This window comes from Lactobacillus porci, from assembly GCF_009695985.1.
Lineage (GTDB): Bacteria > Bacillota > Bacilli > Lactobacillales > Lactobacillaceae > Lactobacillus > Lactobacillus absianus.
This window is the reverse complement of the sequence record NZ_VUMX01000015.1, coordinates 14,960-27,462: the sequence shown is the minus strand read 5'-3', so window position 1 is coordinate 27,462 and position 12,503 is coordinate 14,960. Positions and strand designations below refer to the sequence as shown.

Sequence of the window (12,503 nt, the reverse complement as noted above, 5' to 3'; positions counted from 1 at the left end):
TATACTCATTTTAACCGATTATCTTTAGTTTTAGTGGCAAAACATGATAAAGTATTTATGTTAATTATTCGTGATAATTGGGAGGGGAATTCTTGAAAAATATAAAACATCTCTTAGCTTGGACCGGTCTGTTAGCCGCATCCCTGCTGCTGGTTGGCTGCGGCAGCCAGAAAGCGCGCCCGGCCACGTCCAGCCCGGTCGAGAGCTCAGTCAAGCAGTCAGAGAAGGCCAAAAGCCAGTCCAGTCACCAGTCCGCCCGGCAAAAGCAAGCCAGTCAAAAGCCGGCCAGTCCCCAAAAGACTAGCCGCCAGTCCGGGCAGCGCGGCAAAGGGGCGGCTGCCAGCTCAAAGTCGGTGAAGATGGAGCCGGTGATCAAGAAAATCCGCGCCTACCTGACCAAGTACGCGGATAACAGCGCGGTCAGCGTGGAATTCATCGACCTTTCAAACAACCGCCGCCAGTCCGTCGGAGTCAACGAAAATACGGGAATGTACGCAGCCTCTTGTGCTAAATTGCCAGTCGCGGCCTACACCCAATACCTGGTGCAAAGCGGGAAGCTGTCCTATTCAAGCAAGCTGACCTACACATCAGCAGCGGACGATACGCCCAACCACATGGTTAAAGGCGGAACCGGAGTCCTGCAGAACCAGAATCCCGAAGGCAAGCAGTACAGCGTGCAGACCCTGCTGGAAGACGCGATGGTCCATTCAGACAATGCCGCCAGCAACCAGCTGCTCTACCACCTTTGCAATAAAGACCAAGCCAGCTTCAATGCCTTTTTGAACAAAATCGCGGGCATCCCTTCCTACAGCAAGACCATGACGACCCTGCAAGCCGCGCGCGTGATGGCCTACCTCCACTCGCAAAACGGTCCGGTTAACCAATACTTGAGCGCCACGGACTGGAAGTCGGAAAAAATCGGCACCCTGCCGGTCCGCGTTGACCATAAGATCGGGATCAACGGTGCCATCAACAACGACGTGGGCTATGTCTACGCCAAGAAGCCCTTTGTCCTGGCCATCTTCACCAACGGCTGGTCCAATGACCAGATCGCGGCGGTTGCCCAGAAGATCTATGACCTGGCCGAATAGAAGCGATAGGAGAAAATATGTCAGTCAAACAAGTTGTCCGTTTCGTTACCAACCTGCTGCTCAGCTTTACGCTTTTTGACCTGGTCCTCAACTTAGTCTCAGAAGGGCCCAAGGCTCATAACGGCCTGCGGATCGCCTTTATCGCGGCCATCTTCGTGGCAGCAATCGGCCAGTGGCTGGGCGGGTGGATCGCGGACCAGGCCGGCTTCTTGAAGTACGCGGCCCTGCTCGTCAGCCTCTATCTGCTCGCCTATCTGCTGCTGGTCCGCCAAGACGCCCTGTTCTGGTACTGGATCTTCCAAGCCGGCTTGCTGGCGGTCAATTTGTCCTTTAATGCCTTTACTTGGAAAAACGCCGCGCCCTGGGTCACGTGGGCGGAAATTGCCTTGTTCGTCCTGGCCCTGGCCGCGGCCACGGTCGGCATCATCAAAGGTGCTTGGTGAAAAAATAGCAAATAAAAATCCATCCCTCGCGGGATGGATTTTTGGTGTGTGGGAATATAGAAATTTAAGTAAATATTATGCCGCTGAGCTTAAGCGAACAGCTCTTCGATTTCAACGACTACGGCAGCCGCGGTTTCTGGCTTGCCGGTTTCCTTGGCCAGCTTCTTGGCGAAGTCGTCGCCTTCGTGGATCGTCGCGGTCCCTACGGCCCGGACGTTGGTGTGGCTTGGCACGTCAGCAACGACTACGGCCACGCGGCTGCCAGCCTTGATGTTTTCAAAGGCGTGGGCGAAGGTTACTTCTGACCAGGCCAGGTGCTTGTCGTCGATTACGCGCAATGAGCCCTTGGGGCCGACTTGCGGGTTGCCGTCCTTGTCAACAGTGGCGATGAAGGCCAAAGCTTCGTTGAAGAACTTTTCTTGTTCAGCAGTCAAAACAGCAGTGTCTAACTTCTTCATAATGACGTCTCCTTCTTAAATTCAGTTTATTTTTTCTTGATTGATCTCTTATCTGCTTACTATTTTATAGCAATTCGCCAGGAAAAAATTGATGTAGGTCAATTTTGACCATGATTTTAAGATTTTTTTGGAAAAAGTTAAGGAAGCAGGAAGGCACAGATGTTGAGCAGGGCCAAGCCGCTGAAAAAGAGCGCCCAGTCCTTGCCGGTCAGGGGGATCTTCACGATCGCGGACCGCTTGGCGCCTTCGCGGAAGCCATGGGCCTCCATCCCCTGGGCCAGGTTGTCGGCGGAGTTCAGGGCAACCAGGATGGCCTTGAAGTAGAGGACCGGCGACCAGAAGGACAGATTGACCCCGCGCATGAGGCCGGCCACGCGGATCTGCTTGACGGCCTGGGCCATGCGGGGAATGATGTTCAAGGCCGCGAGGGTCCCGTAGGCAAAGTGGCTTGGCAGGTGCAGGTTCTGCTCAAGCGAGCGGGCCATTTCCTCAGCCGTCGTGGAGACCGTCAGGCAGGCCGTGGTCAAGGTGTAGACGTAGACCCGGGTGGTGATGTCCAAGGCGTACCAGAGCTGCTTGCGGTCGGAAAAAAGGTAGGCCGAGGAGAAGACCGTGAAGGCGGCCAGGGTCGCGAAGAAGAGCATGGTCAAGATGGCCTTGGGCCGCATTTTTTTGACTAAAAGCCAGCAAAGGCACAGGGTCATGACGATCAGGTTGGTCTCGAGGCTGACCTTGAATGAAAGCTCCAAAGAGACAATCAGGGCCAGCAAGACTTTAAGACTTGGATTCATGCTTCCTCCTTAATCCGTGACGTACTGGAGCCGCTGCTGGTCCAGGCGCAGGTGGTAGTCGCACCAGTCGCTCAAGCCGTGGAACTGGTGGCTGATGACGATGATGGTTTGGTTCATGGCCGCCTGGCTGTCCTGCATGAGCTGGATGATCTGCTTGCTTGATTGGCGGTCCAGGCCGCTGAGGGGCTCATCGATGAGCAGGACTTCATGGCCGGAGATCAGCATCAATAAGATCTGCAGCTTTTTCTTCTGCCCGCCGGACAGGGAGTAGACGACCTGGTCCAAATGGTCAATCAAATCTAGGTCCGCCAAGGCCTGGTCGATCCGCTCATCAGTTAAGTAGTCGTTCTTGCGCAGCTTCTTGCTGATGGCCAGCTCGTCTTTAACCGTGATCTGGATAAACTGGTCGGTGGCCTTTTGGAAGACTTGGGCCACATGCAGGAAATAGGTTCGGGCCTTCTGCTTGGCGACTTCCTTGCCTTCCCAGCAGATGGAGCCAGAATAAGGCAGCAATTTGGTCAGGGCACGAAAGAGGGAGGTCTTGCCGACCCCGTTGGGCCCCGTCAGCAGGGTGACCTTGCCCTGGTAGAGCTTGAGCTGGTCCTGCTTTAAAAGGAGGCGGCCGGTCCGCAGCTCAACGTCAGTCAGGACGAAGGCCGCTGGATCGCTGCCGCGTGGCAAGGCAAAGGCCAAGGGGACGGTCTGGTCTTGGGCGAGGACCGCGTCTCTTTCTTGATCCGGCAATTGGCGAACCGTCTGCTGGTCAAAGCGGTAGAGCTGGTCGACCTTGCCCAGGTAGTCCGTAAAGACGTGGTCGGTTAGGATGATGGTCTTGCCCTGCTGCTTCAGCTGGACCAGCTTGTCCACCAAGAAGGAGCGGGCTTGCGGGTCGACGCTGGCAAAAGGCTCATCAAGCAAGAGCAGGTCGACGTCCATGGCCACCAAAACGGCCAAGGCCACGCGCTGCTGCTCGCCGCCCGACATGGTCGCGATCTTTTGGTCTAATAGCTGGCCGATCTGGGCAAAGTCCGTGGCCCGCTGGAGCCGTGCTTCATATTGCCCGCGGCTCAGGCCCAGGTTTTCCAGGCTGAAGATGATCTCTTCCCTGGGCGTGGCCATCGTGAACTGCTCGCCGGCATCCTGGAACATCATGGCTTGGCTGAGACCGCCCAGGTCAACTTGGCCTTGGGTGATCTTGCCGCCGTATTTGGGGTAGAGGCCGGCCATAATCTTCAATAAGGTTGACTTCCCGCAGCCCGTGGGCCCGATCAAGAGAGAGAAGGCGCCAGGGGTGAAGGTCAGGGACAGGTCGGACAGGAGGGGGTGGTGCTCGTCATATTCAAAGCTCAAGTGCTGGATGGAAATTTCGGCATTCAATGATTTTCAACGGTAGGCAAGCCTGGGATTCCACCTATTTCAATGGGTAGAGGAATAGGGCTTGCCTGCCTTCCTTCTTTCTTACTTAAATTCGTACAGAGAAAGCTTTTGCTCTGCTTTTTGCCAGTTGCCGTTATGCATGATCAGCCGGCACTGCTTTCCATTGATGTAATTCTTGCCATTGTTCAGTACGTAATTGCCTAAGCTATCTGTCAGATACACAAAATATCCGTTCGACTTAAAGCCTTGAACGTAGCCCTTGGCATTATTTCCAATTACGCGAACGTAGTCATTCAGCCATATGCCGCGAGCACATTTCGTGTTCTTCGCATTCCGCTTGGCTGTCGTGTTCGGCTGCTTTCTGCCTTTTCTTGCGGTTGCTTCATGAAGCGAGCGCTTCTTCTTGCGGAACTGGCTGATCATCGTCACCGTTTCCGGCATTTGACCGACCGACTTGATCCCGCTGATTGCGATCGCGTCCATGAAGTGGCCTTTGGGCAGATTAAGATTTTTGCGGTCAACGTAGGTTTGCGAGCCATACTGAAAGCTTGCTTCTGGGAATGCCGCCATGATCCGCTTGCGCAGAATGTTCATGAACGTCGCGCCTTTCAGATGCGTCGTCACTTTCTTCTTGGCTTTCATCCATTTGTAGAGTTTGCCGCCTGGCTGATGATTCTTTGTCGTGTGGCAGTCCGTGCAAAGCGTTATCAGATTGCTTACGCGATCCGTTCCGCCCTGTGAGCGGTAGATGATATGGTGTACTGCGAGCTTCACGCCTTTGCCATGCTTGCGGCAGAGCTGACACGCGGGCCAGCACGTAGTACTCATAGTTCTTCCAGCCCCTCAGGCTGCCTTCCTGATACTGCTTGCCGGAAATCTTCGGATTGAGCATCTTGGCCATGTCGAACTTGCCGACCTCGACATGAAGATCGGGATTCGGCAATACCGCCAAATACCGCTTGATCCAGGCAATGTTGTGATTCACCTTGCCTTTTACTGATGGCGGAAGCCATAAGCCGTCACGCTTGCCGTGCACTCTGTTGAGAAAGCGGGCTTGACGGTAGCGGGTCTTGCGGCTTCTTCTGCCTCTGCGGTAGATCTTTCGCGTGTACAGATTCGCGTGCACGTCTTGGCGAAGCTCTACCTCGCTTTGGCACAGCACCTTTTCTTGACTGACCACGGCAAAGCCGATATGTCTCTGTCCGGTGTCTACGCCAAGGCTGACCTTCTGCTTATAGCCGTATGAGCCGTATTTCAGCTGAATGGTGAACGGATATTTCTTGACCACGAATGCCTTGCCGCTTTTCAGCAGCAGTCTGGCTTTTCTTGGACGGCATGGCATTAGCGGCTTGCCGTCCCTGTTGAGCAGAAACACCCGATTGGCATTTTCGTGCTTCATGTTTTTTCTCCTTTTCCGTAATGCAGGAAACAGTGATTCCTGCCGCTCGTCCAAATCAGGAGACCCAATTTGGATTTGCGTTGATGCCCATCGACAATGTTATCCATGCTTGCCATAATTCCGGAGAATTACGGGGTTTGCCATGATTCCGAAGAACCATGACAAACGCAGTTGACTGTCATGTTAACCTCATGACTGTTTACAGAGCTGCCACAGAGCCAAAGACTTGGGCATCATCCTTGGGTGTGATGACATGGATAACGTAGCAATCCAGTCAGCCGAAGCCGACTGGATTGCTTAGTCTAGACAATGAAAGCCGGATTTCTCCAGCTTCCCTGCTAAAGATAAGAGACCTGAAGCTTGCACTTCAAGCCCCTTACTTCAGTAAGGGGTTACCATTGACTGGGTCTGATCTCAGCTGCTAGGCACCCCGCCATGCAATTAAACCGCTTACTTTACCGCCTAATTATATAAGAAAGCATAAGCAATGTCTATTTTGCGCTTCTTTGCACAAGAACTCTGTTTAATTATTTTCTAATTCGTTGTATTCTAATATTTAGACTGTCAACTTTTAATTTGCCTAGGAGGAAAGCATGCCGAATCAAAGACAACGGATCCGCATCGTTACGTCAGCCTTGATGCTGTCCAACGTGATGTCGGGGCTGGACAACACGATCATCAACACGGCGCTGCCAAGAATCATCGCCGATTTGCACGGGATTGAATATACGGGCTGGTTAGTCGCCATTTTCTTGCTGGGCACCGCGGTGTCCACGCCCTTGTGGTCCAAACTGGGCGAGCGGCGCGGCAACAAGCTGGCCTACCAGCTTTCAGCGGCCATGTTCCTATTGGGGGCGCTCTTGCAGGGGATGGCCAATTCGATGCCGTTCCTGCTCTTTTTCCGCCTGATCGCGGGGATCGGCAACGGCGGGATGGTCTCCTTGCCTTATATCATCTACTCTGACCTGTATCCGAATCCTTACAAGCGCTTGAAGGTTTTGGGCATGGTGTCGGCCTTTTTCACGACCGCGACCATCCTGGGGCCCTTGTTCGGGGGCTGGATCGTCGACGTTTTGTCCTGGCGCTGGGTCTTCTACATCAATATCCCGGTGGCCTTGATCTCCATCGTTTTGGTCCAGCTCTTCTTTAAGGAAGAACATAAGGAAAAAAGCGTCCGCAAGGTCGACCTGGGCGGGGCTGTCTTCTTGTCCTTAGGGGTGGTGGCCCTGCTGCTGGGAACCCAGCTTTTGGGCGCGGTCAACCTGGCCACGGCGCTTCTGGTCTTCGCGGCGGCCTTTATCTTCGTGGGCATGCTGCTGCTGGTGGAACACCGGGCGGACGACCCAATCATTCCGGGCCGCTTGTTCAAGAACCGGCCTTTGGTGATTGACTTTGCCCTCTTTGTCTTGATCTGGGCCGCGATGTCGTCTTTCAGCGTCTACGCGCCAATGTGGGCGGAAGGGCTGATGGCCTCAACCGCCTTGGTCGGGGGGATGACCCAGATTCCCGGAGCCTTTACCGACATGCTGGGCTCCTTGTCCGTTGAGCGCCTGCGCCACCGCTGGAGCGAGTACCAGGTGATCCTCTACACCACTTGGGTGATCTTCTTTGGCTACCTGCTGATGGCCGTGGCCCCGCGCTCTTTCCCTTACTGGGCCATCCTGGTGGCGGGGATGCTGCAGGGGGTTGGCAACGGGATCATGTTCAACCAGCTCCAGGTCAAGGTCCAAGAGGATGCTGACCCTAAGGACGTGCCCGTGGCGACTTCTTTCTCCTACCTGATCAGAATGCTGGCCATGGCCATCTCGTCCTCAATTTTTGGCGTGATCCTCAACCAGCACCTGGCCAAGGGCGTGGCCCAAAGCCACGGCCGGATCACGATCAAGATGCTGAACCACCTGTCCGACTTTGAAACCAGAGCCCGCCTGCCGCGCCAGCTGCTGCCGGAGATGGAGCAGATCCTCTATGGGGCGATTCACGCGATTTTCTGGGCCGGCTTCATCCTTGTTGCCGCGGCATTATTGATCGCGATTTGGGCCAGAAGGCAGGAAAAACGAGGCCAAAAGCGCTAAAGCCCGTTGACAGGTTCCAATTGTTGTAAAATATAAATAGTTTAAACGATAGGGGGGATCTGGCTTGGCAACCGTAGCCTTAGATGAATACTTGCAGACGCTACTGCGCAAGCAGGGGCGCGATCATAATGAATTGACCCTGCCCGCGGGGAGCAGCGATCTTGACCTCTGCACCATTTATTTGGAAAATACCAATCTGGGGATTCACAGGTACTTGACTGATGTGGTGACTTTGCTCTTTTTGGCGGCAGGGCATGAGACCTTGCGCCTTGAAAAAAAGGAGCTGGACTTTGGCGCGGGCAACTTTGTCCTCTTGGACAAGGGGGCAGCTTATGAGCTCCTGGACCCCAGCCGCGGGACTCTGCTCTTGAAGTTCAAGTTCCGGCCAAGCCTGGGCCTGCAGCCCCTTTTTGAGCAGGAATTCGCCAAGACGGATAAAGACGCCCAAGTCTGCACGGCCTGGCTCAAACGGATCAAGCAGGATGGCTTCTTGTGGGTCAGGAACATTCCGCTGATGCCAGCCTCCAGATGCCTGCTAAACGCGGTGGATGAGTACCTGGATGGGGATGTCTTTGCTTCGGCCTTGATCAAGGCCAACCTGGCCAAGGCCGCGGCTTTGAGCCTGCGCTCAGAGCGCTTTGGCAGCCAGGTTAAGGCTGCCAAAAAGGAGCCCGGCCACTTGGGCGCCCGGGAGATCAACCGCTATATTGACGCCAACTACATGGACACCAGCCTGAAGACGGCGGCCCAGGCTTTTGGCTTAAATGCCAACTACTTCTCCAACCTGGTCAAGAAGCGGACCGGCAAGAGCTTTATCGACCTGGTCAATGAGCGGAAGATGGATGAGGCCTGCGTTCTTTTGGCCAGGACGGACCTGTCGATCATGCAGATCATCCACCAGCTGGGCTACAATGGCAAGTCCTTCTTCTACAAGAAGTTCAAGGAAGTCTATGGGATGTCCCCCAATGAAAAACGCGATGAGCTGTTCCGGCAGCAAAAGATCAATTTGAAATAAGCCTGCTGGACGCGAAAAAGAGTCTGGGAAAAACGTAGCAGTTGGGCACCCTATGAGCTTCAGCAGCTCTCTGCTGTGATTTGAGATACATAAAAAGGCTTCTAGAAGTTTTTCACTTCTAGAAGCCTTTTTTATTAGCTAGAGTTTTTTCAGACTCTTTTTACATTTCTTGCAGCCGTTTGATCCGCTCGCTGGTTGGTGGGTGGGTGTCAAATAAGTGGCTCAGGCTGGGCCGGCGGATCGGGTCTTCAATATAGAGCGAGGCGCTGGCGGAGTTGGCCGCCTTCATGGGCTGGCTGTTTTCGATCTTGGTCAGGGCGCTGATCAGTCCCTGGGGATTCCGGGTCAGCTCCACGGAACCCGCGTCGGCCAGGTATTCCCGGTTTCGGGACAGGGCCATCTGGGCCAGGGCCGCAGCTAATGGGCCCAGGATCAGGACGAAAACGACGCCGATCACGCCGATGATCATCCCAAGCGCGCCGCCGCTGTCGCGGTCATCGTCATCGCGGTCTCCCCCGCCGAAGCCATACCAGATCCAGCGCTGGGCAAACTGGGAGATGAAGCTGATGGCTGAAACCAGAACCAGGGCAACCATGGACAAGCGGATGTCGTAGTTGCGGATGTGGGAGATTTCATGGCCCAGGACGCCTTCCAGTTCTTCGCGATCCATCATGTCCAAAAGCCCCTGGGTCACGGCTACGGCCGACTTGTCCGGCGACAGGCCTGTCGCGAAGGCATTGGGGCTTTGGTCAGGGATCAGGTAGACCTTGGGCATGGGGATCTGGCCCACCATGGCCATGTCTTCAACGATATGAAAGAGCTGGGGATTGTCTTCCTCGCGCAATTCTTGTCCATGGTTCATGGACATGACGACATTGACTGGGTCCTGGAAGACCAGGAAGCTGTAGACCAAGGCCACGACCAGGGCGGTCAGGATGCCCGGCAGGGGCTTGTCCCAGAGCAGCTGCCCCAGGCCTGCTCCAACCAGGACAAAAATCACGGCAAAGAGGAACATGACCAAGAAGGTTTTGCGCTTATTGCGCGCAATTTGCTCGTAAAGCATTGATCCTCCTTAATATTGTGCCAAATGAATTGCTTAAAATGAAACTTTCGGAGCCTTGGTCTCTTCTTCAGGAATTGACAGGTAGTCAACCTTGCTGAAGTGGTGGATGTTGGCCACGATGTTGGACGGGAAGGTCACCAGCAGCTTGTTGTAGCTGGCCGCGCAGGAGTTGTACAGCTGGCGGGAGTAGGCAATCTTGTTTTCCGTGTTGGTCAGTTCTTCCTGCAGCTGGCCGAAGTTCTGGTTGGCCTTCAGGTCCGGGTAGCTTTCAGCCAGGGCAAAAATGCTCTTCAGGCTGTCAGTGATCTGGTTGGACAGCTGCATGGCCTGTTCGTGGTCATCGGCTGGCACTTGCACCAGCTGGTTGCGCAGGGCAACGACAGCGGACAGGGTTTCCTTTTCGTGCTTGGCGTAGCCCTTGACCGTTTCCACCAGGTTGGGGATCAGGTCATTGCGCCGCTTCAATTGTACGGTGATTTGACTCCAGGCCTCTTCGGTGTTGATCTTGGCTTTTTGCATGCCGTTGTAGGCAGAGATGTAAAAAATCGCGATCAAGATGACGAGGATCAGGAGCACGATCCAAAGGGTCATAATTCATGCCTCCTTATCTGCATATTGCATTTTCACGTTTTTGTTTCATTAAACGTGCTCTTCATTTAATTATAGCTTATGGCATATTTCTGGCAAAATGAAAACGCCCAAAAGCCTTTGGACGTTTTCATTTTGCTGATTTACAGGGCCAGTTTGACGATCACCCAGCCGATCGCGGACAGGATGACCAGGCCAATCATTTGGTAAGTGAACCACTTAGGGAAGAACTGCTGCTTCTGGTCCTTGGAAGCGTGGGCGTAGAAGGTCCGCATGACCAGCATGTTGGCCATGGAGCCGATTGGTGACCCGAAGCCGCCGATGTTGGAGCCCAAAGTCAGGGCTTCAGCGTACTTAGAGAACTTCCCGATCAAGATGGTTGAAGGAACGTTGCTCATGAACTGGCTGGAGATGATCGCCGTCCAGTAGGTGCTCATCTCAGTCCCAACGAAGCCGTGAATCAGGGTGACAACGAACGGAATCTGCTGGATGTCGCTGATGAAGACGAAGAACAGGGTAAAAGTCAAGAGCAAGGCGTAGTCGATGTGGACCAGGATCTTCCAGTTTAAGATCAGGGCCCAGATGATGGAAGCGACTAATGGCATCCAGATCGGCACGAACTTGAAGACGCCGACGAAGAAGAAGAGGAAGATCACGGTCGTGACGATAGTCATTGGCCAGGAGATCTCAATTTCCACGACTTCTTGGGTTGGCACCGCATCCTTCGGGACGAAGAAGAAGACGCACAAGAAGACGGCCATGGCCGCGATCAGGTAAGGCAGGGTCCACTTGAAGAAGGTGGCTGGCATCAGGTGGTAGTTGGAGACCACGAAGATGTTGTGCGGGTTCCCCCATGGCGTGAAGGCCGCCCCGATGTTGGCCCCCATCCCGATCAAGGTGGTTGGAAGGATCTGCGGCAGCTTGTACTTCTTGGCAATGTTCAAGTAGAGCGGAATCAGGGTCAGGCAGGTAATGTCGTTGCCCAGGAACATGCCGGACAGGATGGCCAGCAGGGTGAACAGGAGGTTCAGCTTGCGGGTGGAGTCAGCAATCGCCGTCAGCTTGTAGGCAATGATGTCCAAAACGTGCAGGTAGCCGTAGATTTGGATCAAGATCAGCATCGTGGCCACGGATTCGATCGTGTGCCAGTTCATGTCGCCGCTTCTAGGCCGCGCGAAGAAGAGGCTGATGATGGTGATGATGATGGTAATCTGCAAGATGCGGTCCCCGAACATCTTCTTGAAAAAGGCTAAGAAGTTTGTTGAATTGTCTTTTTTGGCAGCGTCCATATTAAACTCCTAATTTCTAGAACTTGCTAAAAGCATTGGCTTTGATGCTTAACGCAAAATTAACGAAACTGAAACTATTACTTTACTTTCAATATTTCTATTGTGTGCTATTTTTCTAAAATTCTCAATAGTTCAAAATTAACGAACAGATGTTATTGAAAAGAGTTTGACGAATCGCAAAAGGCAAAAAGTCCCAATAAAAATCCGAACATTCGCAAATGAATAACTAACAAAAATAGCTGTGAATGCCGGTATATCGCCTTTTTACACCGATCAGCAAAAATGGGCAATTGCTACCTTTTTTAACTGAACAAAAGTGACCGACTTTTGCCAACGGCCAAAAATTGGTTTCAAGGCGCGGACCACTTTCTGAAAAGAAATAGCGCTTACATCGGGTGGAAGCTTTGTTAAGAATTATTAATAAAGCCAATGAACTGAAAAAAGGCTATAATTTGACATGCGGCCCAAAGCGCCGCGCCAAGTTCAAATATTAAAGAGAGAATTTTGTCAAAATGAAGCAAACACTGAGCAAAGTCATCAAAATTGCCAACCTGCTGCTGGGCCTGCTGCTGGCCGCGTTTATGGGCAGCCAGGCCTACCGGGCTTTGGACGTCAACAGCGCCCGCTATATTACCGCGATCAAGCTGATGATCGGCCTGGGCATTTTATCCTTGCTGCTGGCGGTTCTGCCCCTGACCAGGATTTCCGCCAAATACTTCTGGGCTTTTCCTTTTGCCCAGGCAGTAGTGGCCGTCTTTTTCTGGAACAAAGTGCCCCAGCTGTGGATCGCTGGCTGCCTTTACCTCTTATACGCGGTTGCAGTGTCCTTTGTCTTCCGCTATAGTAAGTTGGATGAAGACTTGCACAAGAGCAAGAAAGAGTAGTATAATAACTACTGATTTTCGAAAATCGATGAA

12 protein-coding genes and 1 pseudogene are annotated in these 12,503 nt (G+C 53.3%); 5 read left to right on the top strand and 8 right to left on the bottom strand.

The features are described 5' to 3' along the window. Positions 1-92: 92 nt before the first annotated feature. Both FYJ62_RS06355 and FYJ62_RS06350 read left to right on the top strand, forming a co-directional pair. Complete coding sequence (locus tag FYJ62_RS06355; RefSeq protein WP_154548883.1) at positions 93-1,091, top strand: serine hydrolase; 999 nt, start codon at positions 93-95, stop codon at positions 1,089-1,091. Between the two features lie 17 nt (positions 1,092-1,108). After that, on the top strand, positions 1,109-1,534 hold the full coding sequence (locus FYJ62_RS06350; RefSeq protein ID WP_154548882.1) for a hypothetical protein: 426 nt from the start codon (positions 1,109-1,111) through the stop codon (positions 1,532-1,534). Positions 1,535-1,623: 89 nt separating this feature from the next. Here FYJ62_RS06350 and FYJ62_RS06345 read toward each other — a convergent pair whose 3' ends face one another. The 5 genes and pseudogenes from FYJ62_RS06345 to iscB all read right to left on the bottom strand — a co-directional run. Further along, on the bottom strand, positions 1,624-1,992 hold the full coding sequence (locus tag FYJ62_RS06345; protein ID WP_154548881.1) for a pyridoxamine 5'-phosphate oxidase family protein: 369 nt from the start codon (positions 1,990-1,992) through the stop codon (positions 1,624-1,626). A gap of 137 nt (positions 1,993-2,129) precedes the next feature. Then, the gene (locus FYJ62_RS06340; protein WP_154548880.1) at positions 2,130-2,783 is read right to left on the bottom strand and encodes an energy-coupling factor transporter transmembrane component T family protein; all 654 of its coding nucleotides are present in this window, start codon (positions 2,781-2,783) and stop codon (positions 2,130-2,132) included. Positions 2,784-2,792: 9 nt separating this feature from the next. After that, on the bottom strand, positions 2,793-4,160 hold the full coding sequence (locus FYJ62_RS06335) for an ATP-binding cassette domain-containing protein (protein ID WP_154548878.1): 1,368 nt from the start codon (positions 4,158-4,160) through the stop codon (positions 2,793-2,795). A gap of 81 nt (positions 4,161-4,241) precedes the next feature. Next, a complete protein-coding gene (locus tag FYJ62_RS10790; RefSeq protein ID WP_229771848.1) occupies positions 4,242-4,988 on the bottom strand; it encodes an HNH endonuclease in 747 nt (248 codons plus the stop codon). Continuing rightward, positions 4,876-5,502, bottom strand: a pseudogene (gene iscB, locus FYJ62_RS10785) (RNA-guided endonuclease IscB); the annotation flags it as partial. The pseudogene iscB and the gene FYJ62_RS10790, both read right to left, overlap by 113 nt. A 650-nt stretch (positions 5,503-6,152) precedes the next feature. Here iscB and FYJ62_RS06325 point away from each other — a divergent pair. Then, positions 6,153-7,631, top strand: coding sequence for an MFS transporter (locus FYJ62_RS06325; protein ID WP_154548876.1), 1,479 nt, complete (start codon positions 6,153-6,155; stop codon positions 7,629-7,631). A 64-nt stretch (positions 7,632-7,695) separates the two neighbouring features. Then, positions 7,696-8,646 (top strand): helix-turn-helix domain-containing protein, encoded by a 951-nt coding sequence (locus FYJ62_RS06320; RefSeq protein ID WP_154548874.1) that lies wholly within the window; start codon positions 7,696-7,698, stop codon positions 8,644-8,646. Positions 8,647-8,806: 160 nt separating this feature from the next. Here the strand turns inward: FYJ62_RS06320 and htpX are convergent, their stop codons facing one another. From htpX to FYJ62_RS06305, 3 genes are all read right to left on the bottom strand, one after another. Then, positions 8,807-9,709 (bottom strand): zinc metalloprotease HtpX, encoded by a 903-nt coding sequence (htpX, locus tag FYJ62_RS06315; protein WP_154548872.1) that lies wholly within the window; start codon positions 9,707-9,709, stop codon positions 8,807-8,809. Positions 9,710-9,742: 33 nt separating this feature from the next. Next, complete coding sequence (locus tag FYJ62_RS06310; protein ID WP_154548870.1) at positions 9,743-10,300, bottom strand: LemA family protein; 558 nt, start codon at positions 10,298-10,300, stop codon at positions 9,743-9,745. Between the two features lie 140 nt (positions 10,301-10,440). Further along, complete coding sequence (locus FYJ62_RS06305; protein ID WP_154548868.1) at positions 10,441-11,586, bottom strand: SLC13 family permease; 1,146 nt, start codon at positions 11,584-11,586, stop codon at positions 10,441-10,443. 512 nt (positions 11,587-12,098) lie between these two features. On the opposite strand from FYJ62_RS06305, the gene FYJ62_RS06300 reads away from it, so the two are divergent. Further along, on the top strand, positions 12,099-12,470 hold the full coding sequence (locus FYJ62_RS06300) for a hypothetical protein (protein WP_154548866.1): 372 nt from the start codon (positions 12,099-12,101) through the stop codon (positions 12,468-12,470). Positions 12,471-12,503: the final 33 nt, after the last annotated feature.